This window comes from Burkholderia sp. L-4, assembly GCF_056856535.1.
Genome location: NZ_JBXEOX010000001.1, coordinates 660,135 through 686,303, shown reverse-complemented (window position 1 = coordinate 686,303; position 26,169 = coordinate 660,135). Strand labels below are relative to the sequence as shown.

The 26,169-nt window shown below is 68.2% G+C and carries 24 protein-coding genes; 7 read left to right on the top strand and 17 right to left on the bottom strand.

Annotation, left to right across the window (positions count from 1 at the left end; translation table 11 throughout):
• Window positions 1-38 precede the first annotated feature (38 nt).
• The 5 genes from leuS to AC1VVG_RS03240 form a co-directional block, all read right to left on the bottom strand.
• Window positions 39-2,633: a leucine--tRNA ligase gene (gene leuS, locus AC1VVG_RS03260; RefSeq protein WP_482835245.1), complete on the bottom strand. Its 2,595-nt coding sequence runs from the start codon at window positions 2,631-2,633 to the stop codon at window positions 39-41.
• Between the two features lie 181 nt (window positions 2,634-2,814).
• A complete protein-coding gene (locus tag AC1VVG_RS03255; RefSeq protein WP_034186426.1) occupies window positions 2,815-3,273 on the bottom strand; it encodes an ExbD/TolR family protein in 459 nt (152 codons plus the stop codon).
• Between the two features lie 24 nt (window positions 3,274-3,297).
• Window positions 3,298-3,966: a MotA/TolQ/ExbB proton channel family protein gene (locus AC1VVG_RS03250; RefSeq protein ID WP_034186425.1), complete on the bottom strand. Its 669-nt coding sequence runs from the start codon at window positions 3,964-3,966 to the stop codon at window positions 3,298-3,300.
• A 17-nt stretch (window positions 3,967-3,983) separates the two neighbouring features.
• Complete coding sequence (gene dapB / locus AC1VVG_RS03245; protein WP_049031358.1) at window positions 3,984-4,781, bottom strand: 4-hydroxy-tetrahydrodipicolinate reductase; 798 nt, start codon at window positions 4,779-4,781, stop codon at window positions 3,984-3,986.
• Between the two features lie 62 nt (window positions 4,782-4,843).
• Window positions 4,844-5,665, bottom strand: a complete 822-nt coding sequence (locus AC1VVG_RS03240) for an outer membrane protein assembly factor BamE (protein WP_034186423.1) — start codon at window positions 5,663-5,665, stop codon at window positions 4,844-4,846.
• A 141-nt stretch (window positions 5,666-5,806) separates the two neighbouring features.
• On the opposite strand from AC1VVG_RS03240, the gene fur reads away from it, so the two are divergent.
• On the top strand, window positions 5,807-6,235 hold the full coding sequence (fur, locus tag AC1VVG_RS03235; protein WP_006753314.1) for a ferric iron uptake transcriptional regulator: 429 nt from the start codon (window positions 5,807-5,809) through the stop codon (window positions 6,233-6,235).
• Window positions 6,236-6,349: 114 nt separating this feature from the next.
• Here fur and AC1VVG_RS03230 read toward each other — a convergent pair whose 3' ends face one another.
• The 3 genes from AC1VVG_RS03230 to AC1VVG_RS03220 form a co-directional block, all read right to left on the bottom strand.
• Window positions 6,350-6,883 carry an ureidoglycolate lyase gene (locus tag AC1VVG_RS03230; protein ID WP_482835244.1) on the bottom strand — a complete coding sequence of 178 codons (534 nt, stop codon included), beginning with the start codon at window positions 6,881-6,883 and terminating at the stop codon, window positions 6,350-6,352.
• A 14-nt stretch (window positions 6,884-6,897) separates the two neighbouring features.
• Window positions 6,898-7,905 (bottom strand): allantoicase, encoded by a 1,008-nt coding sequence (gene alc, locus AC1VVG_RS03225; protein ID WP_034186422.1) that lies wholly within the window; start codon window positions 7,903-7,905, stop codon window positions 6,898-6,900.
• A gap of 118 nt (window positions 7,906-8,023) precedes the next feature.
• Window positions 8,024-9,346 carry a C4-dicarboxylate transporter DctA gene (locus AC1VVG_RS03220; RefSeq protein ID WP_034186448.1) on the bottom strand — a complete coding sequence of 441 codons (1,323 nt, stop codon included), beginning with the start codon at window positions 9,344-9,346 and terminating at the stop codon, window positions 8,024-8,026.
• Window positions 9,347-9,558: 212 nt separating this feature from the next.
• Between AC1VVG_RS03220 and AC1VVG_RS03215 the strand changes: the two genes are divergently transcribed.
• The gene (locus AC1VVG_RS03215) at window positions 9,559-10,281 is read left to right on the top strand and encodes a FadR/GntR family transcriptional regulator (protein ID WP_175029127.1); all 723 of its coding nucleotides are present in this window, start codon (window positions 9,559-9,561) and stop codon (window positions 10,279-10,281) included.
• A 36-nt stretch (window positions 10,282-10,317) separates the two neighbouring features.
• Here the strand turns inward: AC1VVG_RS03215 and cynR are convergent, their stop codons facing one another.
• Complete coding sequence (cynR, locus tag AC1VVG_RS03210) at window positions 10,318-11,208, bottom strand: transcriptional regulator CynR (protein ID WP_175029128.1); 891 nt, start codon at window positions 11,206-11,208, stop codon at window positions 10,318-10,320.
• A gap of 312 nt (window positions 11,209-11,520) precedes the next feature.
• Here cynR and AC1VVG_RS03205 point away from each other — a divergent pair, with 312 nt between their 5' ends.
• The gene (locus AC1VVG_RS03205; protein ID WP_034186420.1) at window positions 11,521-12,720 is read left to right on the top strand and encodes an MFS transporter; all 1,200 of its coding nucleotides are present in this window, start codon (window positions 11,521-11,523) and stop codon (window positions 12,718-12,720) included.
• A gap of 105 nt (window positions 12,721-12,825) precedes the next feature.
• Here the strand turns inward: AC1VVG_RS03205 and AC1VVG_RS03200 are convergent, their stop codons facing one another.
• Entirely contained in the window at window positions 12,826-13,884 is a 1,059-nt protein-coding gene (locus tag AC1VVG_RS03200) for an L-idonate 5-dehydrogenase (protein ID WP_034186419.1), read from the bottom strand.
• A gap of 15 nt (window positions 13,885-13,899) precedes the next feature.
• Window positions 13,900-14,673 (bottom strand): SDR family NAD(P)-dependent oxidoreductase, encoded by a 774-nt coding sequence (locus AC1VVG_RS03195; protein WP_034186418.1) that lies wholly within the window; start codon window positions 14,671-14,673, stop codon window positions 13,900-13,902.
• A 151-nt stretch (window positions 14,674-14,824) separates the two neighbouring features.
• Between AC1VVG_RS03195 and AC1VVG_RS03190 the strand changes: the two genes are divergently transcribed.
• Window positions 14,825-15,706: a LysR family transcriptional regulator gene (locus AC1VVG_RS03190; RefSeq protein WP_200087833.1), complete on the top strand. Its 882-nt coding sequence runs from the start codon at window positions 14,825-14,827 to the stop codon at window positions 15,704-15,706.
• Between the two features lie 96 nt (window positions 15,707-15,802).
• Here the strand turns inward: AC1VVG_RS03190 and gap are convergent, their stop codons facing one another.
• Window positions 15,803-16,813 (bottom strand): type I glyceraldehyde-3-phosphate dehydrogenase, encoded by a 1,011-nt coding sequence (gene gap / locus AC1VVG_RS03185; RefSeq protein ID WP_006485712.1) that lies wholly within the window; start codon window positions 16,811-16,813, stop codon window positions 15,803-15,805.
• Window positions 16,814-16,900: 87 nt separating this feature from the next.
• Window positions 16,901-18,973, bottom strand: coding sequence for a transketolase (tkt, locus tag AC1VVG_RS03180; RefSeq protein WP_034186416.1), 2,073 nt, complete (start codon window positions 18,971-18,973; stop codon window positions 16,901-16,903).
• Window positions 18,974-19,188: 215 nt separating this feature from the next.
• On the opposite strand from tkt, the gene speE reads away from it, so the two are divergent.
• From speE to AC1VVG_RS03165, 3 genes are all read left to right on the top strand, one after another.
• Window positions 19,189-20,046 carry a polyamine aminopropyltransferase gene (gene speE / locus AC1VVG_RS03175; RefSeq protein ID WP_059558038.1) on the top strand — a complete coding sequence of 286 codons (858 nt, stop codon included), beginning with the start codon at window positions 19,189-19,191 and terminating at the stop codon, window positions 20,044-20,046.
• A 118-nt stretch (window positions 20,047-20,164) separates the two neighbouring features.
• Window positions 20,165-20,581 (top strand): VOC family protein, encoded by a 417-nt coding sequence (locus AC1VVG_RS03170; protein WP_034186414.1) that lies wholly within the window; start codon window positions 20,165-20,167, stop codon window positions 20,579-20,581.
• A gap of 17 nt (window positions 20,582-20,598) precedes the next feature.
• The gene (locus AC1VVG_RS03165) at window positions 20,599-21,366 is read left to right on the top strand and encodes a 16S rRNA (uracil(1498)-N(3))-methyltransferase (protein ID WP_034186446.1); all 768 of its coding nucleotides are present in this window, start codon (window positions 20,599-20,601) and stop codon (window positions 21,364-21,366) included.
• A gap of 78 nt (window positions 21,367-21,444) precedes the next feature.
• Here the strand turns inward: AC1VVG_RS03165 and AC1VVG_RS03160 are convergent, their stop codons facing one another.
• The 4 genes from AC1VVG_RS03160 to AC1VVG_RS03145 all read right to left on the bottom strand — a co-directional run bounded on the left by AC1VVG_RS03160 (window position 21,445) and on the right by AC1VVG_RS03145 (window position 26,093).
• Window positions 21,445-22,152: a hypothetical protein gene (locus AC1VVG_RS03160; protein ID WP_049028426.1), complete on the bottom strand. Its 708-nt coding sequence runs from the start codon at window positions 22,150-22,152 to the stop codon at window positions 21,445-21,447.
• Between the two features lie 210 nt (window positions 22,153-22,362).
• Window positions 22,363-22,926 carry a barstar family protein gene (locus tag AC1VVG_RS03155; RefSeq protein WP_034186412.1) on the bottom strand — a complete coding sequence of 188 codons (564 nt, stop codon included), beginning with the start codon at window positions 22,924-22,926 and terminating at the stop codon, window positions 22,363-22,365.
• Window positions 22,927-22,942: 16 nt separating this feature from the next.
• Window positions 22,943-23,374, bottom strand: a complete 432-nt coding sequence (locus AC1VVG_RS03150; protein WP_034186411.1) for a guanyl-specific ribonuclease — start codon at window positions 23,372-23,374, stop codon at window positions 22,943-22,945.
• Window positions 23,375-23,750: 376 nt separating this feature from the next.
• The gene (locus tag AC1VVG_RS03145; protein WP_269465996.1) at window positions 23,751-26,093 is read right to left on the bottom strand and encodes an NADP-dependent malic enzyme; all 2,343 of its coding nucleotides are present in this window, start codon (window positions 26,091-26,093) and stop codon (window positions 23,751-23,753) included.
• Between the last annotated feature and the right edge of the window lie 76 nt (window positions 26,094-26,169).

Below are 26,169 nucleotides of genomic sequence, written 5' to 3'. Positions count from 1 at the left end.
CTTCGCTCCTTCTGGGTACGTCCGACGGCCGGCGGCCGTCAGACGACGATGTTCACGAGGCGGCCCGGCACGACGACGATCTTCTTCGCCGGCTTGCCGTCGCTGAACTTCGCGAATGCTTCGTCGGCCACCGCCGCGGCTTCGATCGCCTCGCGGCTCGCGTCCTTCGCCACCTTCAGCGCGCCGCGCACCTTGCCGTTCACCTGCAGCACGAGTTCGATCTCGGCCTGCTCGAGCGCGGCCTCGTCGACCTTCGGCCACGGCGCGTCGAGCAGCGGGCCGAATTCGTCCGCGTAGCGGAGTGCCTTCCACAGCTCGAACGTGACGTGCGGCACGACCGGGTACAGCACGCGCAGCAGCACGCCGTACGCTTCGCGCAGCACGCCGGGCGTCGCGCCCTTCGCGCCGTCGATCGCGTTCAGCATCTTCATCGCGGCCGACACGACCGTGTTGTACTGCAGGCGCTGGTAGTCGAAATCGGCCTGCTTCAGCACGCTGTAGATCTCGCGGCGCAGCGCCTTGTCGGCTTCGCCGAGCGCGGCTGCATCGAAGCCCGCGCGCGCGGCGAGCGCCTCGCGGTTGCCGTAGCCGAAGCTCCACACGCGGCGCAGGAAGCGGCTCGCGCCTTCGACGCCCGCGCCCGACCATTCGAGCTGCTGCTCGGGCGGTGCGGCGAACATCGTGAACAGGCGCGCGGTGTCGGCGCCGTACAGGTCGATCAGCACCTGCGGATCGACGCCGTTGTTCTTCGACTTCGACATCTTCTCGATGCCGCCGAGCACGACCGGCTGGCCGTCCGTGTTCAGCGTCGCGCCGACCGGGCGGCCCTTGTCGTCGTGCGTGACCGTCACGTCGGCCGGGTTGTACCAGGTCTTCTTGCCCGAAGCGTCCTCGCGATAGAACGTCTCGTTCAGCACCATCCCCTGCGTGAGCAGGTTCTTCGCCGGCTCGCCGAACTTCACGAGGCCGAGGTCGCGCATCACCTTGGTCCAGAAGCGCGAATACAGCAGGTGCAGGATCGCGTGCTCGATGCCGCCGATGTATTGGTCCATCGGCATCCAGTAATCGGTGCGTGCGTCGACCATCGTGTCGGCGTCCGGCGCCGTGTAGCGCGAGAAGTACCACGACGAATCGACGAACGTGTCCATCGTGTCGGTTTCGCGCTTCGCGGCCGCGCCGCACTTCGGGCACGAACAGTTCAGGAACGCTTCCGACTTCGCGAGCGGGTTGCCCGAGCCGTCCGGCACGAGGTCTTCCGGCAGCACGACCGGCAGGTCCTGTTCCGGCACCGGCACGTCGCCGCACGACGGGCAGTGGATGATCGGGATCGGCGTGCCCCAGTAGCGCTGGCGCGATACGCCCCAGTCGCGCAGGCGCCACGTGACCTGCTTGTCGCCGAAGCCGCCGGCGTTCAGGTCGGCCGCGACCGCGTCGACCGCTTCCGCGTAGCGCAGGCCGTCGTACTTGCCGCTGTTCACGCAGACCGCGGTTTCCTTGTCGCCGTACCACTCCTGCCATGCGTCGAGCGAGTACGTCTGGCCTTCGGCCGAGATCACCTGCTTGATCGGCAGGTCGTACTTCTTCGCGAACGCGAAGTCGCGCTCGTCGTGGCCCGGCACGCCCATCACCGCGCCTTCGCCATAGCTCATCAGCACGTAGTTGCCGATCCACACCTCGACCGGCTCGCCGGTCAGCGGGTGCTTGACCGAGAAGCCCGTCGCGACGCCCTTCTTTTCCATCGTCGCGACGTCGGCTTCGGCGACGCCGCCGCGCTTGCATTCGTCGATGAACGCGAGCAGTTCCGGCTTGTCCTGCGCCAGACGCGTGGCGAGCGGGTGCTCGGCCGCGATCGCGCAGAACGTGACGCCCATGATCGTGTCGGCGCGCGTCGTGAACACGCGCAGCAGCTTCTGCTCGCCGTCGAGTTCGTACGGGAAGCCGAAGTTCACGCCGAAGCTCTTGCCGATCCAGTTCTGCTGCATGATCTTCACGCGCTCGGGCCAGCCGAGGCCGTCGAGGTCGTTCAGCAGTTCATCGGCGTACTGCGTGATGCGCAGGTAGTACATCGGGATCTCGCGCTTCTCGACGAGCGCGCCCGAGCGCCAGCCGCGCCCGTCGATCACCTGCTCGTTCGCGAGCACGGTCTGGTCGACCGGGTCCCAGTTCACGGTGCCCGTCTTCTTGTACGCGATGCCCTTCTCGAGCATCTTCAGGAACAGCCACTGGTTCCACTTGTAGTAGTCGGGCTTGCACGTCGCGATCTCGCGCGACCAGTCGATCGCGAGGCCCATCGACTGCATCTGGCCCTTCATGTAGTCGATGTTGTCGTAGGTCCACTTCGCGGGCGGCACGCCGTTCGCCATCGCGGCGTTCTCGGCCGGCATCCCGAACGCGTCCCAGCCCATCGGCATCAGCGTGTTGTAGCCGTTCATCCGCAGATAGCGGTACATCACGTCGTTGATCGTGTAGTTGCGCACGTGACCCATGTGCAGCTTGCCGGACGGGTACGGCAGCATCGACACGCAGTAGAACTTCGGCTTCTGCGAATCTTCCTGCGTCTTGTAGGCATCGGCTGCGCGCCAGTCGCCCTGGGCGGCGGCTTCGACGTCGGCGGGTACGTATCTTTCGTGCATGGTGTGGTTCGGGCTAGGCTTTAAGCGGCGCGACGGCTCGCGCGCAGAAGTGGATCGAAAGGCGTGCATGCCCGGCGCGGGAACAGGCGGGCTGTTGCCGGACCGGGAAAAACGACGATTATACCGCCCGCGCCGGCCCGCACGGCCGGTCTCGCGGGCCGGGGCCCGCAACCGGGGCGCGTCAGGGTTTCGCCGGGGCGGCGGCCGGCGCGGCGGCGCCCGCCTGCGGCGGCACGTCGGTCACGAAACCGATCCGCGTGAGGCCCGCGGCCTGCGCGGCGCCCATCACCTGCGCGATCACGTCGTAGCGCGTCGCGCGCGACGCGCGCAGCCGCAGCTCGGGCGGCGCGGCGCCCGCGGCGGCGGCCCGGAAGCGCGCGGGCAGCGCGTCGAGCGCGACGGGCGCGTCGTCCCAGTACAGCTTGCCGGCGTCGTCGATCGACAAGGTGACGGATAACGGCGTGTCGCGCGCGACGCTGGCCGCGACCTTCGGCAGGTCGAGCCGGATCGCGTGCGTCATCAGCGGCGCGGTGATGATGAAGATGACGAGCAGCACGAGCATCACGTCGATCAGCGGCGTCATGTTGATCTCCGCCATCGGCGCGGACGTCTTGTGGTGCTCGAGCCCGCCGAATGCCATGGTCGTTCCTCCCGCGCCCGTCGGTCAGGCGCCCGCCGCGCACACGAACACGTGCAGGTCGCGCGCGAAACCGTCGAGTTCCTCGGCGAGCTGCCGGACGAGCCGCCCGAGGATGTTGTAGGCCAGCACCGCGGGAATCGCGACGACGAGCCCGAACGCGGTCATGATCAGCGCCTCGCCGACCGGCCCCGCGACGTTCTCGATCTGCGCCTGCCCGCTCGCGGCGATGCTGCCGAGCGCGTGGTAGATACCCCACACGGTGCCCAGCAGCCCGACGAACGGCGCGGTGCTGCCGATCGACGCGAGCAGCACCTGGCCGAATTCGAGACGCCGCTGCGAGCGCAGCATCGCGTGGCGCAGCGCGCGCAGCACGCGTTCGCCGCGCTCCACGCGCGCGGCCAGCGTGGCCGGGTCATGGTCGTCGGCCGCGTCGCGCGCGGCTTCGGCGAGCGGCACGAACACGCGCTCGCGATCCGCGCCGGCGAGCGCGGCAATGCCCGCGTCGAGCGACGGCGCGCGCCAGAACGCGGCGAGCGCGCGCGGCCCCTGGCGCTTCGCGCGGACCAGGAGCCAGGCTTTCATGAAAAGGAAGCACCAGCTGGCGACGGACATCGCCAGCAGCACATAGGCGACCGCATGCGTGATCGCATCGCCGCTTTCGAGGTAGTGGACAACGCCGGTGGGTATCGCCATCGGAGTTTCCCCGTGGGTCAGCGCAGGCCGAGCACGTCCTGCATGTCGAACAGGCCGGCGCCGCGCGCCGACAGGAAGCGGACCGCGCGCAACGCGCCCTGCGCGTACGACACGCGGCTCGACGATTTGTGCGTGATCTCGATGCGCTCGCCGATCCCGGCGAACAGCACGGTGTGATCGCCGACGATGTCGCCGCCGCGCACGGCCGCGAAGCCGATCGACGACGGGTCGCGCTCGCCCGTCACGCCGTGGCGGCCGTACACCGCGCACTCGTCGAGCGAGCGGCCGAGCGCGCCGGCGACGGCCTCGCCCATCATCAGCGCGGTGCCCGACGGCGCATCGACCTTGTGGCGGTGGTGCGCCTCGATGATCTCGATGTCGTAGCCGTGCGAGAAATGCTTCGCCGCGAATTCGAGCAGCTTCAGCGTGACGTTCACGCCGACGCTCATGTTCGCCGCGAACACGATGCCGATCCTGGCCGCCGCGGCCTGCAGCTCGGCCTTCTGCTCGGCGGTGAAGCCGGTCGTGCCGATCACGAGCTTCACGTCGTGGCGCAGCGCGGCCGCGATGTGGGCCATCGTGCCTTCCGGGCGCGTGAAATCGATCAGGTAGTCGGCCTGCGCGAACACCGCGTCGAGGTCGTCGGTCAGCTTGATCCCGGTTTCCTTGCCGAGGAACGCACCGGCGTCCTGGCCGAGGAACGGCGAATCGGCGCGGTCGAGCGCGCCGACGAGCTGCGCGTCGGCATCGTTGAGAACGGCTTCGATCAGCATCCGGCCCATTCGGCCAGATGCGCCGGCAATCGCAATCTTCATGGCTTTCTACACGACAGGTCTAAAGGCGGGCGGCGCGAGCCGCCCTGGTTCCGCAACCGCGCTTACTGCGCCGGCGCGGTGAGCGGCTGGTTCTGCAGGTTGTCCGAACCTTGCGGACCGACGGGCGGCGACGCCTCGTTCGACACGTTCGGCTGCGGCGGGCGGTGGAACTGGAACTGCGGCTGGATCGCCGGCGCGGCGCCCGGCGGCTGGCCGCCCGGCACCGGTGCGCCGCCCGAGGCCTGCGCGGATGGCGTGAAGCGGCGTGCGGCCGAACCCTGTCCCGACACCTGGTTGGTCGCGCGGTTCGCCGCACGGGCGGCCTGCGCGTTCGCATCCTGGTCGACCGCCGCGCCGGAGGCCGGCACGACGGACGGGCTGGCGACGACATCCGGCACCGGCGTACTCGCCGCCGCCTGCGCCTGCGCGGCGCTCGCGGCAGCGGCTTCCGACGCCTTCCGCGCCGCCGCGGCCGCCTTCGCCTTCTTGCCGCCGCGGTCGCCGTCGATGTCGGCCAGCAGGTCGAGCTCGGACGGCAGGTTGTCGGCGCCAGTCCAGCCCGCGAGGCGATCGCCCGCGAACGTCACGACGAGATCGCGCTGCTGGACGATCGACGTCGAGCCGCGCTTGAAGTAGAAGAGGTAATCCCAGCGGTCGGCGTGGAACATGTCCGCCAGCAGCGGCGTGCCGAGCAATGCCCGGACCTGCTCGCGCGTCATGCCGACCTGCAGTTGCGCGGCTTTCTCCTGCGATACGAAGTTGCCCTGCACGACGGTGATCCGATAGGGCGTGATGCTCTGCGCAATGCGCTGCGTCACGCTGTCGTACGACGAACAACCCGCCAGCGCGACGACGGCGGCGGCAGCGATGATGGCACTCCGCATGCGACTCCTCTGAAAGTGCGAAAGCGATTCTGGGATCATTTCCTTCACCGTGCTGGCCCGCGTGCAGGCCGCGCGTGTTTCTGGAACGGCGAAAAGCCGGTAACATTGAAGCCCTGCATTGTACTCTAGGGATGCCTAGCCATGACCAATCCGACGGATCTCAAGAATATCGGGCTAAAGGCCACCCTACCGCGCCTCAAGATTCTCGAGATCTTCCAGCAGAGCCCGGTGCGCCACCTGACGGCCGAAGACGTCTACCGGAACCTGCTCAACGAGCAGCTCGACATCGGGCTCGCGACCGTCTACCGCGTGCTCACGCAGTTCGAGCAGGCCGGCCTGCTCACGCGCAGCAACTTCGAATCGGGCAAGGCCGTGTTCGAGCTGAACGAGGGCTCGCACCACGATCACCTCGTGTGCCTCGATTGCGGCCGCGTCGAGGAATTCTTCGATGCCGAGATCGAAAGCCGCCAGCAGGCGATCGCGAAGGAGCGCGGCTTCCGGCTCCAGGAGCACTCGCTCGCGATGTACGGCTCGTGCACGACCGAGAACTGCCCGCACCGCAAGCACTGAGCCGCCGATTCGCGTGCGTCGCGCACGCAGCACGGCCCGGCCGGCATCTCGCCGCCCGGGCCGTTTTTCTTTTCGGTCCGAGCCGCGCGGGGCGCGCGGGCCGGCCAATATTGCTTACGAATGCCCTTCGACGCTCGCGCAAGCCGGCTCGAATGCCAGCGTCCATGCGCACTCGAGCGGGATCTCGTCGCAGTTCGGCTGCGGGCCGCCGCGATCGACGATCACGAAATCGCTGAGCGCGTCGAGCGCGAGCAGCGGATGGTGCCAGACGCCCTTCGCATAGTTCACGCCCTGCCAGCCTTCGGCCAGGAACGCGCGCATCGCATCGGGCCGGAAGTCGCCGGCCGGCGCGACGACGATCGCGTAGCGCGACACGGCCGCGAGCGGGATGAATGCCTGGCTGCCGTGCGGATGGCGCTCCATCAGCGTGACCGCGACCGGCAGCGCGCGCGGCTGCGCGCGAAACACGCTGACGAGCGGCCGGCCGCCGTCCGCGCACACGTCGATCACCGCGAGATCGTGGAAGCGCTCGGTCGTGCCGCCGTTGATCGGGAAGTGCCGCGCGCCTTCGAGCGCGATCACGTCGCCGAACGGCGCGAACGCCTCGCGGGTCAGGCGTTCGACGCGCAGGATGCGGGATCCGGTCATGACGCTGCCCTCCTTCAGGCCGGCTCGCCCCACAGACGCAGGCGCGACACGCCGCCGTCCGGGAAGATGTTGAAGCGCACGTGCGTGACGGGGCCGAGCGCCGCGAGCTGGTCGAACGTGTGCACGTGATCCATCTGCAGCTTCTGCTCGCCGAGCAGTTCGGCCCAGAACATCGCCTGCGTGACGAGCGAATCGTCGGTGCCGCCCGCGACGTGCGCGGCCTGCAGCGAACAGCGGTCGGGGAAATTGCCCTTGAAGAACGCCGTGTCGACCTCGACGCGCCGGATGATGCCCGGCCGCGCGAGCGCGACGATCGCCCAGTCGTTGCCGGGCTCGCGGCGGCGCCGCGTTTCCCAGCCGTCGCCCATGTTCGCGCCGCGCCCCGGCATCAGCATCTGCGATGCCGGCCCGAAGTGCTGGTTGTTCGCGGCCACCAGATAACCGCCGTTCTCGATCGCCGCGAGATCGACGAGCTCGCCGGCCGGCACGTGGCGCCAGTCGCGCTGCGGCTGGCCGTACACGCGCAGCCGTGCGAGCCCGCCGTCCGGATACAGGTTCACGCGCAGATGCGTGACCGGCTGCGCGTCGTCGACGCTCACGTAGTGGTGCGAATTGCCCTGCAGCGTCGTCGCGGGGACGATCGTGCGCCACGCGGCGTCGTCGGGCGGCGTGTCGCCGTCGACGGCGCACGCCTCGATCGACGCGGCCGGCGGAAAATTGCCGGTGAAGTGGCTCGTATCGAGGTCGACGCCATGGATCACGCCCGGCCGCGCGAGGCGCACCACGCAGAAATCGTGGCCGGTCGTGCGCTTGCGGCGCGTTTCCCAGCCGTCCATCCACTTGCCGTGGTCGTCGTACTTGCCGGGAATGAACACGGCCGGCTCCGGATTCAGCATGCGCTCCTTCGGCGCGAAGAATTCGTCGCTGGCGAACAGCGCCTGCGCCCCGAGGCGCGGGTCGGCAAGGTTCATGTAGCGCCGCGCAAACGCGGGCGCGTTCGGATCGAGAATGGGGGCTGCCACGTCGTCTCCTGATTTCCGGTTATTTCTGGTGAAAGGCCGGCGCATCGAGGCGCCGGCGCATGCAAGACGAGCGCGCGCAACGGCCGGGGGCGAAGCCGGCCCGCGCGCCGAGCCGCGCTCAGAGCGCGTGAGCCTGGTCGCCGCCCACCGGCGCCGCGCGGCCTGCCTCGTCGGCCGGCACGTAGCGCAGCTCGCGGTTCAGCACGCGCGTCGCACGGGCGCGGTCGATGTCGTTTTCCCATACCGCGACGACGACCGTCGCGACGCAGTTGCCGATCAGGTTGGTCAGCGCGCGGGCGATGCCGACGAACCAGTCGACCGGCAGGATCAGCACGAGGCCGAGCACCGGGATCGCGGGGATCGCCGACAGCGTCGCCGCGAGGATCACGATCGCCGAACCGGGGATGCCGTGCGCGCCCTTCGACGTGACGAGCGACACGAGCAGCACGACGATCAGGTCATGGGTCGACAGCGGCGTGTTGGTCGCCTGCGCGATGAACAGCACCGCGAGCGTCAGGTAGATCGAGAAGCCGTCGAGGTTGAACGAATAGCCGGTCGGGATCACGAGGCCGACCGTCGAATCCTTGATGCCCATGTATTCGAGCTTGCTCATCACCTGCGGCAGCACCGCGTCCGACGACGCCGTGCCGAGCACGATCGACAGTTCCTCGCGCAGGTAGCGAATCAGCTTGAACACCGAGAAGCCCGCGATGCGCATCACGATGCCGAGCACGACCGTGACGAACACGAAGCAGCTCACGTAGAACACCGCGACGAGGTAGCCGAGCTGCTTGAGCGACGCGACGCCGTACTTGCCGGTCGTGAACGCGATCGCGCCGAGCACGCCGAGCGGCGCGAGCTTGATGATGAAGCCGATGATCCGGAAGAACACGTGCGACAGTTCCTCGATCAGCGAGTTGACGCGCTGCGCCTTGTCGCCCAGCAGCGACAGCGCGGAACCGAACAGCACCGCGAACACGAGGATCTGCAGGATGTCGCCCTTCGCGAACGCGTCGATCGCGGTGTCGGGGATGATCTTCATCAGGTAGCCGGCCGTGTCCTTCAGGCTTTCGGCGTTCTTCGCGTACGACGCGAGCGACGCGGCGTCGAGCGAGCGCAGGTCGATGTTCATCCCGACGCCCGGGCGCGTGAACCACGCGAGCACCAGGCCGATGCCGAGCGCGATCGTCGTCATCACCTCGAAGTAGACGACGGCCTTCAGGCCGACCCGGCCGACCTTCTTCAGGTCGCCCGCATTGGCCATCCCGCTGACCACGACGCAGAACACGATCGGGCCGATGACCATCTTGATCAGCTTCAGGAAGCCGTCGCCGAGTGGCCGCAGCGACTCGGCGAAGTGCGGGAAGAACGCGCCTAGCGCGACCCCCAGGATCAATGCGACGACTACCCGGCCAAACAGCGAATTGAGGAATTTCGACACGGCGCTCTCCCGATCCAACGGTTGCAGTTTCGTCTGTTCATACTGGTAAGACCAGTGATGTTATGGTGGATAGTAGGAAGCCGATATAGTGGCGTCAAGGACCGACAAAATAGGGATTTCCCGCCCCTGCCCGCCCGCTTGGGACGCATCTGACAGGGTCGGATCGTGGCTTTCCCGTAGGGGCGTCGTGCACTGCCCGCGTGCGGATTACAATGCCGGTCAGACCGGCCAAAGTCCACACCATGAAAAACGTTCCGCATACCGTGACCGACGCCGCCATCGCGACGATCCGCGACCGGATCGAGGCAGGCGTTTATCCGGTCGGCAGCCTGCTGCCGGCCCAGCGCCAGCTCTCCGAGGAGCTGGAAATCAGCCGCGCGTCGCTGCGCGAGGCGCTGTCGACGCTCGAGGCGCTCGGGATGCTGCGCATCCGGGCGGGCAAGGGTGTGTATGTCGAAAGCGCGCAGGCGTCGGCCGCGCATCCGTGGCAGTTCTCCGAACAGTCGTCGCCGCCCGATACGTACCAGATGCGCTATGCGCTCGAAGGGTTCGCCGCGCGGATGGCCGCGCGCGTCGTCAGCGACGCCGACATCGCATGGTTCGAGGACAACCTCGCCGACCTGCACGTCGCGCTGACCGACAACGCGATCGACGAAGCGTCGCAGCTCGACTTCGACTTCCACATGCGGATCATCCATCTGGCCGGCAACGCGGCGATCGAATCGGTGCTGCGCAGCAGCGCGGACATCATGAAGGAAAGCCAGCGCATGCCGTTCTACCGGCGCGAGCTGCTGCTGTCGACGTGGCACGAGCACCGCGCGATCGTCGACGCGCTGATCGCGCGCGATGCGGCCGCCGCGGGCACCGCGATCGAAACGCACATCGCGAACGCCGCGCAGCGCGCAGGCATCTTCTTCCCGACGCCAGGCGCCTGACGCGCCCCCGGTTCCCAAACGGCCCGGGCGTCCCGGTCACCCGCCCGACGGATAGCGGAACGCGAGCGCGCGCTCGATGAACGCGCGCGCCGCGACGCTGCGGTACGCGCCCTTGCGCGTGAGCAGCGCGGCCGTGCGGGCCGGCAGCGGCGGATCGATCTCCAGCGCGCACAGCTCGCCGCTCTCGCGCGCGATCGCATCGGGCAGCACCGTCGCAAGCCGGCCGCATCGCACGAGCTCCAGCACCGCGCTGATCGTATTCGTCTCGATCGCGATCGTCGGCCGCGCGCCATGCTCGATGAAGTACCGGTCGATGCGCTCGCGCGTCGCGAACGCGCGGCTCAGCAGCACCAGCGGCTCGCCGCCGAGCTCGGCCGGCGTCAGCGCGCGGCGGCGCCGCGCGAGACGGTGCGTGCGGCCCGTCACGAGCGCGAGCGGCTCGTCCCACAGCGGCAGCGCGTCGATGTCCGGCGCGCGCGGCGGCATGAACGCGAAACCCGCGTCGAGCCGGTCGTCGGCGAGCAGCGCCTCGATGCGCGCCTGCGGCATCGCGTCGATCGTCAGCGCGACGTTCGGGTAATCGGTGTGAAAACCGTCGATCAGCGAGCCGCTCAGGTAGGCCGCGAAGGTCGGCATCATCGCGAGCCGCAGCGACCCGCCACCGAGATCGGCAACGTCGTGCAGCGCGCGCTGCCCCGCATCGAGCTCGTGCAGCGCGGCGCGCGCATGGCGTGCATAGACTTCGCCGAATTCGGTGAGCCGCACCGTGCGGCCCGAGCGGTCGAACAGCTGCACGCCGAGCGTGTCCTCGAGCTGGCGCACCTGCTGCGACAGCGTGGGCTGCGACACGTGCAGCGCATCGGCCGCGCGCGTGAAACTGCGTTGCTCGGCGACGGCCAGGAAATAGCGGATGTGGCGAAGAAGCATCGCGGCCAACGTATTGGTTTTGCCAATGAATACCATAACGATCCAGTCTTGGACGCTATGGGGCGACTCCCGCATCATACGCACATCCGTTCCCGTGCCTCGCACCTGTCCGCACCGGAGCGGCCCGCCCGGGCCCGCCCTGCCTGCGCCCGCCGCACGACGATCCGCTGCGCGCCCGATCCGGGCCCGGCCGCGATCCGCCCGGCGCGCATCGGCCCACCGCCGATCCGTCACCCCGGCCCCGATTTCCGTCACCCCGCGCAGCCGACGGCCCCGTGCCGCCGGCCGGCGCCGCCGTTTTTTTTCACGACCATGGAACCGCATCACGACAACCATCCTCCGCTGACCCGCGGCATGACACTGCTGTTTGCCTGCGCGTGCGGCATCGTCATCGGCAACATCTATTACGCGCAGCCGCTGCTCGCCGCGATCGCGCGCAGCTTCGGCCGCGCGCCGGCCGAGCTCGGCTATCTCGTCACGCTGACACAGCTCGGTTATGCGGCGAGCCTGCTGCTGATCGTCCCGCTCGGCGACGCGGTCAACCGCCACACGCTGATCGTGCGGCTGCTGATGCTCAACGTCGTCGCGCTGGCCGCCGTGACCGTCAGCACCAATTTCACGACGTTCGTCGTCGCGAACGTCGCGGTCGGCTTCGTCACCTGCTCGACGCAGCTGCTCGTCCCGTTCGCGGCATCGCTCGCCGACGCGCGCTCGCGCGGCCGCGCGGTCGGCACCGTGATGAGCGGCCTGTTGCTCGGCATCCTGCTCGCACGCGTCGCGGCCGGCGCGATCGCCGACGGGTTCGGCTGGCGTGCGGTGTACGGCATCGCCGCGGTGATGGTGCTCGCGCTGACCGGCGTGCTCGCCGTGAAGCTGCCGAAGGATCGCCGCGACACGCGCGTCGACTATGCGGCGCTGATGAAGTCGCTCGTCGCGCTGGTGCGCGCGCAACCGCTGATCGCGCTGCGCTCGACCTACGGCGCGCTGGTGTTCGCGTGCTTCAGCCTGCTGTGGACGGGCCTCACGTTCCTGCTGAGCCAGCCGCCGTACGGCTATTCCGAAGGCCGGATCGGCCTGTTCGGCGTCGTCGGCGCGGTGGGCGCGCTCGCGGCGACGTCGGCCGGCCGGCTCGTCGATCGCGGCCACGGCAACGCGGCGACGGGGCTGTTCGCCGCGGCCGTGCTCGCGTCGTTCGCACTGATCGCGGCCGGCGCGCATTCGCTCGCGGCGCTGATCGCGGGCATCCTGCTGCTCGACGTCGGCGTGCAGGGCATGCACATCTCGAACCAGAGCGTGATCTACGCGCTGGCCGGGAACGCGCGCAGCCGCGTGACGACGATCTACCTGACGAGCTACTTCATCGGCGGCGCGCTCGGGTCGTTCGCGGCGAGCGTCGCGTACGGCATCGCCGGCTGGCGCGGCGTGTGCATCGCGGGCGCGGCGCTGTCGGGGGTGCTGATCGCGCTGTGGCTCGCCTCGCAACGTGTCGGCACGCGGCAGGTCACGCCGTAACGCGATCCTCCGTTTCCGCGACACGACGACCGAGGCACGCCGCGCGAATCGCGGGCGCGCCTCGTGGCGACGGCGTCGAGGCCGTCGCGGGTCAGCGCCGCGCCGTCACGCGGTCTCGCCCGCGAAATCGATCAGCACCTTCATCGCGCGCTGCCGGTCGCCGGCCAGTTCGAACGCGAGATTCGCATCGCGCATCGGGAACACGCGCGTGACGGCCGGCCGCAGGTCGACGCGCCCCGCATTGATCAGCTGCACCGCGAGCGCGAATTCCGCGTGGAAGCGGAACGATCCGCAGATCGACAGCTCCTTCGCGACCACGACGTTCTGCGGCAGGCTGACGTCGCCGCCGAGCCCGAGCTGCACGACGACACCGCGCGGCCGCATCACGTCCAGCCCGTCTCGCAGCGCCCGCGCATTGCCCGAACACTCGATCATCACGTCAAACGTGCCCTTGTCGGCGGCGTAACGCGCGACCCAGCCGGCATCGGCGGCCGCGTTGATCGTGCGGTCGGCGCCGAGCGCACTGGCCACCGCCAGCGGCGCCTCGACGACGTCGGTCGCGACGATCTCCGTCGCGCCGTGCACGCGCGCGGCCGCGACCGCAAGCACGCCGATCGGCCCGCACCCCGACACGAGCACCCGCTTGCCGATCAGCGGGCCCGCGCGCGACACCGCATGCAGCCCGACCGCGAACGGCTCGGCGAGCGCCGCGAGCGACAGCGGCACGTGATCGGCAACCTTCACGCACTGCACGGCGTCGCATACGAGCGCGTTGCGGAACGCGCCCTGCACGTGCGGCATGCGCATCGCGCTGCCGTAGAAGCGCATGTCGAGACACTGGTTCGGCAGCCCTTCGAGGCAGTAGCGGCACGCGCCGCACGGCCGGCTCGGATTGACCGCGACGCGGTCGCCGACTTTCACCGACGTCACGTCCGGCGCGACCTCCGCGACCGTGCCGGCCACCTCGTGGCCGAGCACCATCGGCTGCTGCAGCCGGATCGCGCCGAAGCCGCCATGCCGGAAGTAATGCAGGTCGGAGCCGCAGATGCCGCCCATCGCGACGTCGACGCGCACCTGGCCCGGGCCGATCTCGCCCGCGTCCTGCTCCTCGACCCGCAGGTCGTTCGGCCCGTGGATCACCACACACATGCAACGCATACGCATGACCCTCTCCTCTCGTCAAACGGCGCTGGTCAGGCCGCCATCCACGAACAGCGTCTGGCCGTTCACGAAATCGGAGGCGGCCGACGCGAGAAAGATCGCCGCGCCGCACAGCTCGTCGACGCGCCCCCAGCGACCGGCCGGCGTGCGCTTGCACAGCCAGTCCGAGAACGCCGCGTCGTCGACCAGCGCGCGATTCAGTTCGGTTTCGAAATAGCCGGGCGCGAGGCCGTTCGCCTGGATGCCGTGGCGCGCCCAGTCGGCGCACATCCCCTTCGTCAGCATCCGCACCGCGCCCTTGGTCGCCGCATACGGCGCGATCGTCGGCCGCGCGAGTTCGCTCTGCACCGAGCAGATGTTGATGATCTTCCCGTGGCCGCGCGCGATCATGTGCCGCGCGACGGCCTGCGCGACGTTGAACACGCCGTCGAGGTTCACGCGCATCAGCGCATGCCAGTCGTCCGGATCGAACGTGTCGAGCGGCGCGCGGCGCTGGATGCCCGCGTTGTTCACGAGGATGTCGATCGCGCCGATGCGCGCCTCGGCATCGTCGATCGCCGCGCGCACCTGCGCGTGCTCGGCCACGTCGAACACCGCATGGTCGGCCGTGAAGCCTTCGTCGCGGAAACGGCGCGCGAGCGTCGCGGCCTTCTCCTCATTGCGATCGTTGATGACGATCGCCGCGCCGGCTTCCGCGAGTCCGCGGGCGAGCGTCAGCCCGATCCCGCGTCCGGAGCCGGTAATCAGTGCGCGGCGGCCGTCGAGGCGGAACCGGTCAAGCGCGTGAGTCATCGATGTCTCCTCATGTCAGGGGAGCCGGCTGCCCGTCGCGGCCGGTCTCGCGTCGACGTTATCTTCCACCGGCGGCCGGGCCCCGCGCCAATGCTTGTTTTTGATCCGGTTATCATGAAATCTGATTACCGCCCACGGGGGCCCGCCGACCATGGAACTCAAGCAATTGCGTGCCTTCGTCACGCTCGCGGAAGAGCTGCATTTCGGGCGCGCCGCGCGGCGCCTGTGCATCGTGCAGCCCGCGTTGAGCATGCAGATCAAGGCACTCGAGGAAGCACTCGGCGCGCGCCTGTTCGAGCGCGACCGGCACAAGGTCGAACTGAGCGACACCGGGCGCGTGTTCCTGCCCGAAGCACGCGCCACGCTGCAGCAGGCCGCGCGCGCGGAGCAGATGGCGCGGCTGTCGAGCCGCGGCGAAATCGGCACGCTGCGGATCGCGTTCGTGTCGTCGGTGCTGCCCGCGCTGCTGCCGGCCGTGCTGCGCACGATGCGCGAGCGTTATCCGCTGATCGCGCTCGACCTGAAGGACATGCCGACGCCCGACCAGATCGCCGCACTGCGCGACCGGCGGATCGATTTCGGGATGATCCGGCTGCCGGCCGCGTATGCGGGCATCGACACGCGCGTGATCCTGGAAGAAGGCTTCGTCGTCGCGCTGCCGCTCGATCATCCGCTCGCGGTGCACGACCCGATCCCGCCGGCCGCGCTGCGCGGCCGGCCGGTGTTCGTGCTCGCGCGCCGCTACGCGCCCGGCTTTCACGACGACATGCTGCTCGCGCTGAGCCGCGCGGGCACGACGCTCGAAATTGCCCAGGAGTTCGGCGAATTCACGACGATGCTCGCGCTCGTCGCGGCGGGCATGGGGATCGGGCTGATCCCGGCGGAAGCCGCGAGCGCGCTGCCGCCGAACGTGCTCGCGCGGCCGCTCGATCTGGCCGGGCACCGCACCGGCATCGGCCTCGCGTGGACCGATCTCGACAGCCCGCTGAAGCGCGCGTTCGCCGCCGCGCTCGAGCAGGTGATCGCGGCGTGAGCCACCGAACGCGGCAACAAAAAAGCCCGACCGGAAAAACCGGCCGGGCTCGTTCGCCGCGCAGGCCGCCTCGCGGCGGCCGCGCAACGTGCGGGATTACTTCGCGTTCGCGAATGCGACAGCGGTATCCAGCATGCGGTTCGAAAAACCCCACTCGTTGTCGTACCAGCTCGACACCTTGACGAGACGGCCCGACACCTTGGTCAGCGTCGCGTCGAACGTCGACGAAGCCGGGTTGTGGTTGAAGTCGATCGACACCAGCGGTGCGTCGTTGTAGCCGAGGATGCCCTTCAGCGCGCCTTCCGATGCTTCCTTCATGATCGCGTTGACTTCCTCGACCGTCGTGTCGCGCTTTGCGATGAACGACAGGTCGACGATCGACACGTTGATCGTCGGGACGCGGATCGCGTAACCGTCGAGCTTGCCGTTCAGTTCCGGCAGCACGAGGCCGACGGCCGACGCCGCGCCGGTCTTCGTCGGGATCTGGCTGTGCGTGGCCGAACGCGCGCGGCGCAGGTCTTCGTGATAGACGTCCGTCAGCACCTGGTCGTTCGTGTATGCGTGGATCGTCGTCATCAGGCCGGTTTCGAGGCCGATCTTGTCGTTCAGCGGCTTGACGAGCGGCGCGAGGCAGTTCGTCGTGCACGATGCGTTCGAGATGACGGTGTGCTCGGCCTTCAGCACGTCGTGGTTCACGCCGTAGACGATCGTCGCGTCGACGTCCTTGCCGCCCGGCGCCGAGATGATGACCTTCTTCGCGCCGCCCTTCAGGTGCGCGCTCGCCTTTTCCTTCGTCGTGAAGAAGCCCGTGCATTCCATCACGACGTCGACGCCCAGCTCGCCCCACGGCAGTTCGGCCGGGTTGCGGTTCGCCAGCACGCGGATCTTGTCGCCGTTCACGACGAGGTAGTCGCCGTCGACCGACACTTCGCCCGGGAACTTGCCGTGCGCGGTGTCGTACTGGGTCAGGTGCGCGTTGGTCTTCGCATCGCCCAGGTCGTTGATCGCGACGATCTCGAGATCGTGCTTCTTGCCGTTTTCATAAAACGCGCGCAGCGTGTTGCGGCCGATACGGCCGTAGCCGTTGATTGCGACGCGAATCGTCATGGTCTATCTCCTGATGGCTGAAAAAATTCGTTTCGTGCAGCTTCACGGTGCGACGCGCGCGACGGGTGGCGCGCGTCGCGTATGTTGTCAGGCCAGTACGGCCTTGGCGGTCTCGACGACGTGCTCGACGGTGAAGCCGAAGTACTTGAACAGCACGCCGGCCGGCGCCGATTCGCCGAACGTGTCGATCCCGACGACGCCGCCTTCCAGGCCGACGTACTTGTGCCAGAAGGCCGTCACGCCCGCTTCGATCGCGACGCGGCGCACGCCGTGCGGCAGCACGCGCTCACGGTATTCGGCGTCCTGGCGGTCGAACACGTTGGTCGACGGCATCGACACGACGCGGGCCGCGATACCCTGCTGCGCGAGCGGCTCGACGGCCTTCATCGCGAGTTCCACTTCCGAGCCCGTCGCGATCAGGATGATCTTGCGCGCGACGATCTCTTCGTCCCAGTCCTTCAGCACGTAACCGCCCTTCTCGATGTTCGCGATCTGCGCATCGGTACGCGGGTTGAACGCGAGGTTCTGGCGGCTGAAGATCAGGCTCGACGGTCGGTCGGCGGCGACCGCGTGGGTCCACGCGACGGCCGTCTCGACCGTGTCGGCCGGACGCCACACGTCGTGGTTCGGGATCAGGCGCAGGCTCGACACGTGCTCGATCGACTGGTGCGTCGGGCCATCCTCGCCGAGGCCGATCGAATCGTGCGTGAACACGAAGATCGACGGCACCTTCATCAGCGCGGCCACGCGCAGCGCGTTGCGGCTGTAGTCGGAGAACGTCAGGAACGTGCCGCCGAACGGCTTGTGGCCGCCGTGCAGCGCGAGGCCGTTGATCGCGGCGCTCATGCCGAATTCGCGCACGCCGTAGTTGATGTGATTGCCCAGCACGACGCCCGGGCCTTCCGGATTCGCGCGGACCGCCTTCGACGCCTTCCAGTTGGTCAGGTTCGAGCCGGTCAGGTCGGCCGAGCCGCCGAGCAGTTCGGGCAGCGCGGCGGCCAGGCCTTCGATCGCCTGCTGCGACGCCTTGCGGGTCGCGACCGTTTCGGCGCGCTCGTTCGCGCCGGCGATGATCGCCGCGGCCTTTTCAGCCCAGTCGGCCGGCAGCTTGTTGGCCATCCGGCGCTCGAATTCGGCGGCTTCCGCCGGGAACTTCGCGCGATAGGCGGCGAACGTCGCGTCCCATTCGGTTTCGGCGCGTTTGCCGGCTTCCTTCGCGTCCCATGCCGCGTAGACTTCCTGCGGAATCACGAACGGCTCCCACTTCCAGCCGAGCGCTTCGCGCGTCTTCGCGATTTCTTCCGCGCCGAGCGCCGCGCCGTGCACGTCGTGGCCGCCGGCCTTCGTGGCCGCGCCCTGGCCGATCACCGTCTTGCAGCAGATCAGCGTCGGCTTGTCCGACAGCTTCGCCTTCGCGATCGCCGCGTCGACCGCGTCGACGTCATGGCCGTTCACGTTCGGGATCACGTTCCAGCCGTACGCTTCGAAACGCTTCGGCGTGTCGTCGTGGAACCAGTTCACGACGTCGCCGTCGATCGAGATGCCGTTGTCGTCGTACAGCGCGATCAGCTTGTTCAGCTTCAGCGTGCCGGCGAGCGAGCAGGCTTCGTGCGAGATGCCTTCCATCAGGCAGCCGTCGCCGAGGAACACGTACGTGTGGTGATCGACGATCTTCGCGCCGTCACGGTTGAACTCGTCGGCCATCAGCGCTTCGCCGAGCGCCATGCCGACCGCGTTCGCGAGGCCCTGGCCGAGCGGGCCGGTGGTCGTCTCGACGCCCGGCGTGATGCCGTATTCCGGGTGGCCCGGCGTCTTCGAGTGCAGCTGGCGGAAGTTCTTCAGCTCTTCCATCGGCAGGTCGTAGCCGGTCAGGTGCAACAGCGAGTACAGCAGCATCGAGCCATGACCGTTCGACAGCACGAAGCGGTCGCGATCGGCCCAGTGCGGGTTCGTCGGGTTGTGCTTCAGATGGCGCGACCAGAGCGCGACGCCGATTTCGGCCATGCCCATCGGCATGCCGGGGTGACCGGAGTTCGCTTGCTGGACGGCGTCCATCGCGAGCGCACGGATCGCGTTGGCCATCAGGGTGGTGGAGGCGGGAGACGAAGTCGTCATGTCGAGTCCGGAGAACGAGTCGAGGAAACGGGGGCACGGCGGCATCCGGAAGCGCGAGCGTCGATCGTTCCCGGCGCGTGGTGCGGCGCCTGACGGACGCGAAGCGGACGGAGCCTACGGACGGGGCTGCAAAGCTCGTCATTTTAACAGATGGGCTGACATTTCCCTTGTCGGCGCGTAGTGTTCCGGCACGGTTTTCCGTCGAACCGCCCGCCTCCTATAATTCAGACGTCGGAACTGCCTGCCCCAAGGGTCCGCCCGTGAGCACCACGCTTCTCTTCCACCCTACGCCCCACGCCACCTACGGCTTCCCGAATGCCCGGCGGCTCGCGCGCGTCGCGTCCTCGCACCAGCAGATCGAGGTCTGGGAAACCCCGCAGCTCGGCCGCCTGTTCACGCTGGACGGCCGGCCGATGACGTCGGTCGGCGACGAGTACGTGTATCACGAGTGCATGACGCACCCGGCCGCGCTCGCGCACCCGTCGCCGAAGAAGGCGCTCGTGCTCGGCGGCGGCGACGGCGGCGCGGCCCGCCAGCTGCTCAAGCACGCGTGCATCGAGCGGATCGTGATCGCGGAGCTGGACGACGAGGTGGTCGGGATGGCGCGCCGCTATCTCGACGACGTGCACCAGGGCGCGCTCGACGACCCGCGCGTCGAGGTCGTGATCGGCGACGCCGCGCACTTCGTCGAGTCGACCGTCGAGCATTTCGATCTCGTCGTGTTCGATCTCACGCCGCCCGATTCGCCGGCGGCCGGCCTCTACACGCGTGCGTTCTACGCACGCCTCAAGCGCATTCTCACGCCGTGCGGCGCGATTTCGATGCACCTCGGCTCGCCGATATTCCACGCCGCGCGCATCGCCGCGCTGCTCGACGACCTGCGCGCGAGCTTCGCGGTCGTCGATCCGTTGTCCGCGCACGTGCCGCTGTACGGCTCGCAGTGGCTGATGGCGATCGCGAGCGACACGCTCGACGCGGCCGCGCTGTTCGCGCACGACATCGACGATCGCCTCGCGGCCCGCCGCGTCCACGACCTGCGCTACTACGATGCGCGGTTGCATGCGTCCCTCTTTGCCCTGCCGCGCGCGCTGCGCGATACACTGGGCGTTCGCCGCTGAGCGTCCGGGCGGCCGCATCGTTCCGTTTTTCCCGTGGGGTTGCGCATGGTTCGCCGTGCGAAACGCGGAACCGGAATGACCCGGATGCAGCGCCCACCTGGTCCCACAGGAGATTTTCATGACCGATCCACGTCCGGCCAACGTGCCTTGGTTGACGCCCTACCTGGCCGTACGCAACGCGCGCGCGGCCATCGATTTCTTCAAGGCCGCCTTCGGCTTCGCGCTGCGCGACGTGCACGACGAGGACGGTGCGATCATGCACGTCGAGATGACCTACCGCGGCCAGCTGATCGTGATGTTCGCGCCCGAAGGCGCGTTCGGCTCGACCGCGCTCACGCCGAGAAGCGCGAACATGACCGCGCCGCAATCCTTCTATCTGTATGTCGACGACGTCGACGCCACCTGGCAGCGCGCGCTCGACGCGGGCGCGAAATCGCTGAGCGCGCCGCAGGACCAGTTCTGGGGCGACCGCTTCGCGCAGATCGAGGATCTCGACGGCTACCGATGGGCGCTTGGACACCGTCTCGACGCATGACCGACACCGCAACACGCATGAACGAAGCCACCACCACCGCGGCCGTGCCGCGCTTTTTCGTCGACGCCGCGTTGCGCGCCGACGCCACGCTCGCGTTGCCGGCCGACGTCGCGCGCCACGCCCAGGTGCTGCGCCTGCAGCCGGGCGACGTGCTCGCGCTGTTCGACGGCACCGGCGGCCAGTACCGCGCGCGACTCGTCGAGATCGACAAGCGCAACGCGATCGCGCAGATCGAAACGTTCGAACCAGCCGAAGCCGAGCCGCCCTATCGCGTGACGCTCGCGCAGGGAATCGCCGGCGGCGACAAGATGGACTGGGTGATCGAGAAGGCCGTCGAGCTTGGCGTCGCGGCGGTCGTGCCGCTGTCGACCGCGCGCGGCGTCGTGAAGCTGTCCGGCGAACGCGCGGACAAGCGCGTCGCGCACTGGCGCGGCGTCGTGCGTGCGTCGTGCGAGCAGTGCGGACGCAACCGTGTGCCCGACGTCGCGCCGGTCGCCGGCTTCCATACGTGGCTCGACGCGCTGCCGGCCGCACCGGCCGACGGCGAACTGCGGCTGCTGCTGTCGCCGCGCGCGAGCATCCCGTTCGCGTCGCTGCCCGGCACGCCGCCCGCCGCCGCCGTCACACTGCTGATCGGCCCCGAAGGCGGGCTGTCGCCCGACGAGGAAAACGCGGCGCGCGCCCGCGGCTTCACCGCGCTGTCGCTCGGGCCGCGCGTATTGCGCACCGAAACAGCCGGCGCGGCCGTGCTCGCGGCGCTGGCCGCGCGTTGGGGCGGGTGGTGACGAGCAGGGTGTGCCGCCGCGAGGCAGCACGGCCCTTCCCCGCTCGCACGCGACGCGGACGCCGCGGTTCGTCGCACGTTACTTGTCGCTCGACGAGCCGTGCGGCATCGAATCGGACAACGCGTCGACCACCGGCGTCAGCACGTCTCCCGGACTACCGGTCGTCCAGCCGCCTTCCTTGAGGCTGTAGATGTCGATCTTGCCCGCCACCGGATGCGTCACCGGTGCATCGTCCAGCACCTGCGCGATGCCCGAGAAGATCGTCTTGAGCGACGCAATGCGCGCCGCCTCGCTCTTCAGGCGCCGATTCGGCCCCAGCTTCGCCTCCAGCGCCTTCGCGCCTGGCCCCGCATCGGCCACGCGACACGCGAATTCGACTGTCGCGATCGTCGCGCCCTCGACGTCCGGGTTCGGTTGCTGCGATGACCCGGTCGTCTTGCATGTCGAGCGATTGAGCGCGCGCTGATACGCGGCGGCCATGCTCTCGACCGACGGACGCAACGCGGCACTGGCCTTCGGCGGCATCGGCGCCAGTATCCCGTCGGCCATGTCCCTGCGCATCGACTCGCCCATCGTCGACAGCACGCCGATGTCGAGCGCGTCCTTGCCGCTGTAGCTCTCACGAACCGCGTCGTTGAATTCGCGCGCTTTCGACACGTCGCCGTTGACGAGCGCGCCGATGTAAAGGTCGACGGTCTGCTCGGGCGTCAGCGGCGCGGCATGCGCGGCGCCGGCCGCGACCAGCAGGGGCAGCACGACGGCGCGTGCGGAACGGGAAATATTCATGGGAAGACAGCCCTCTCTCGATGGTTTGTTGTACGCACCCGGTACGGCGGCTGCCACAGCCGGGCCGACCGGATTGTCCCGAAAAACGGCGCCGGATGAAAGGCGGATGTCGGCAAGCGGCGCGCGCACCGGCCCGGACGCATCGCGCAGGCGCAAAAAAGCCCGCTCGAGGCGGGCTTCCTGCCGGATCGGCCGCGGGCCGGTGCGTGCTTACGCGAACGAGTAGAACACGCGGAACGCGACCTTGCGCTCGGCCCAGAACTCGGCCGCCTCGCGGAACACGTCGAGCAGCGTCTCGCGCCCTTCCTTGTCGAATTTCTGCGCGATCGGCAGCCCTTCGAGAACGATCACGAAACCGGGCTGCGCGCCGGCCTTCGCGACGAGGTCGGTCAGGCAGTCGTACAGTGCATCGTAGTTCTTCCCGAAATGCTTCGGGAACAGGAACGACGTCGCGATCGTTTCCATCACTTCCTGCTTCGACTGCGCGGCGCCGCAATACGCGAACAGGAAGTGCTGGCCGAGCCGGGTGGCTTCGTCGGCGAGATCCTGCACGCGGAACGCGCGGATCGACTGCACGAGATTGGGTCGCACGGTCGTGAAAAGGCTCATAGGCTCCTCGTTCGATGAAAGCCCGGGTTCGGCTTCCTGTTGCTCCGGCGTGCTGCCAGCCTGCGCCGCCGCGTGCAGCTGGATCACGCGCTGAAACAGATTGCCGTCGCCGGCAGCGAACAGATCCGCCGCCGCCGTATCGTGCGCGTAGATGGAGTCGCTCATGCCATTCGTCCCGAAGTCATTCAACAATACGTTTAAAACTGTTGTAGTGGTCGCCCGTGTAGTAACAGTTGTCGATCCGGCGCAAGGGCCCGCCACAGACGATCCGGCGCGCCCCGCGATTGCGGGCACGCGGCGTCGGCACCGTGTACTCATGGTAGTAGCCGCGCTTCGCCTTCGGCAGGATCCGCTCGCGGTTGCCGAATACGACGCCGTCTTTCTCGTACGGATAGGGGCCGCCCGCGCCGATCAGGCCCAGCGTGGTCACGGCCTCGCGCGGAAGACTGGCAACCGGAATCGTATCGAGCCCGCTGGCGGCCACGTCGGCCGGAACGGCCTCCCGTGCGTAAGCGGCGGAAACCAGACTGCCCGTCGGCGTGCCGACGATACCCATCGCGAACATCGCGAAGACGGACGCGAGCGCGCCGTTGCGGAGCCACTTGCGTGCCATGAACCAGGGTTCCCGCTGTTAAATCAAGTAGTTGACGACCAACAAAGGCGTTAGCGTAGCGTTATTGGCCGCGCGAATCAATGTCCGTTTGGGAATCGAAAGCGTCGCGATACCCGGAATCGCGCATTTCTTACCGAAATTACACTACATTTATCTTACATAGGATAAAATCCGGATGGCATCTCGCTGTTGGCAGGACCTGCCTCCCTGCCGCGCTCGCTGTCTGGAGTGGAGAGATGCTGCTTGTTGCTTGCGGGAAGCGCGTTTGCGCCCTGCCCGGCGGCGTGCCCGTTGCGGGCACGCCTCTTTTTGCTTTTGTTTACAATTTTCCCGACGCGCCACGCCGGTTCGACCGGCCTGGCGCGTTCGTTTTGGCTCAGCGCGCCGCGTTCACGTCGGCGACCAGCAGCGCCGCCATGTTGACGATGCGGCGAACGGTCGCCGATTCGGTCAGCACGTGCACCGGCTGCGCGGCGCCCAGCAGGATCGGCCCGATCGCGATGTTGTTGCCGGCGGCCGTCTTCAGCAGGTTGTACGCGATGTTCGCGGCGTCGATGTTGGGCAGGATCAGCAGGTTAGCTTCGCCTTCCAGCGTCGATTCCGGCAGGATTTCCTTGCGCAGCGCGGCGTCGAGCGCGACGTCGCCGTGCATTTCGCCGTCGACCTTCAGCTCCGGCGCGGTTTCCTGCAGGATCGCGAGCGTATCGCGCATCTTCTTCGCCGAAGGCGCGTTGCTCGTGCCGAAATTCGAGTGCGACACCAGCGCGACCTTCGGCTCGATGCCGAAGCGGCGCACTTCCTCTGCCGCCATGATCGTGATCTCGGCCAGTTGCTCCGGGGTCGGATCGACGTTCACGTGCGTGTCGACGAGGAAAATCTGGCGGCCCGGCAGCACGAGGCCGTTCATCGCCGCGTACACGCTGCAGCCCGGGCGCTTGCCGATCACCTGGTCGATGAAGTGCAGGTGGCGGTGCGTGGTGCTGATCGTGCCGCAGATCATCCCGTCCGCTTCCCCCTTCTTCACCAGCATCGAGCCGATCAGCGTCGTGCGGCGGCGCATCTCGACGCGCGCGAGCTGCTCGCTGATGCCCTTGCGCGCCATCATCTTGTAGTACGTCTGCCAGAAGTCGCGGTAGCGCTCGTCGTGCTCGGTGTTGACGACCGTGAAATCGGTGCCCGGCGTCAGGCGCAGGCCGTAGCGCTGGATACGGTGCTCGATCACCGACGGGCGGCCGATCAGGATCGGCTTGGCCAGCTTCTCGTCGACGATGATCTGAACGGCGCGCAACACGCGCTCTTCCTCGCCTTCCGCGAACACCACGCGCTTCTTCTCTTCCGACGCGGCGCGCGCGATCTGGAAGATCGGCTTCATCGTCGTGCCGCTGTGATACACGAACTGCTGCAGGTGCTGCTTGTAGGCTTCCATGTCCTCGATCGGGCGCGTCGCGACGCCGCCGTCCATCGCGGCCTGCGCGACGGCCGGCGCGATCTTCACGATCAGGCGCGGATCGAACGGCTTCGGGATCAGGTATTCGGGCCCGAACGACAGATCCTGGATGCCGTACGCGGTCGCGACGATGTCGCTCTGCTCGTGCTGGGCCAGCTCGGCAATCGCGTTGACGGCCGCGATCTCCATTTCACGCGTGATCGTCGTCGCGCCGACGTCGAGCGCGCCGCGGAAGATGAACGGGAAGCACAGGACGTTGTTGACCTGGTTCGGGTAGTCGGTGCGGCCGGTCGCGAGAATCGCGTCGGGGCGCACTTCGAGCGCCGCTTCGGGCAGGATTTCCGGCGTCGGGTTCGCGAGCGCGAGGATCAGCGGACGCTCGGCCATGCCCTTCACCATCTCCTGCTTCAGCACGCCCGCGGCCGACAGGCCGAGGAAGATGTCCGCGCCGTCGATCACTTCGGCCAGCGTCCGGGCGTCGGTTTCGCGCGCGAAACGCTCCTTGTCCGGATCCATCAGCTCGGTGCGGCCCTTGTAAACCACGCCGGCCAGGTCGGTCACCGTGATGTTCTCGAGCGGCAGGCCGATGTCGACCAGCAGGTCGAGACACGCGAGCGCCGCCGCGCCCGCGCCCGAGGCGACGAGCTTGACCTTCTTGATGTCCTTGTTGACGACCTTCAGGCCGTTCGTGACGGCCGCGGCCACGACGATCGCGGTGCCGTGCTGGTCGTCGTGGAACACCGGGATCTTCATTCGCTTGCGCGCTTCGCGCTCGACGATGAAGCAGTCCGGCGCCTTGATGTCTTCCAGGTTGATCCCGCCGAAGGTCGGCTCCAGCGCGGCGATCACGTCGACGAGCTTGTGCGGGTCCGACTCGTTCAGCTCGATGTCGAACACGTCGATGCCCGCGAACTTCTTGAACAGCACGGCCTTGCCTTCCATCACCGGCTTCGACGCGAGCGGGCCGATGTTGCCGAGACCGAGCACCGCCGTGCCGTTCGTGACGACGCCGACCAGGTTGCTGCGCGCGGTGAAGCGCGCGGCGTTGAGCGGATTCTCGACGATCTCCTCGCACGCGTACGCCACACCCGGCGAGTACGCGAGCGCGAGGTCGCGCTGGTTGATCATCTGCTTGGTCGGGGCGATCGCAATCTTCCCGGGCGTCGGGAATTCGTGATAGTCGAGTGCGGCTTCGCGGAGCTTGGCTTTGGAGGAGGCTTGGGTGGACATGTGTCTCGTGACGGGCGGATTAGAATAACTGTTCGACGGCATTGTAGCGCCAATCATCGGCCGCCAGACCGGCGATTCGGGTGCAACAGCCGCGACAAAAATGTACCGGATGGTGCAG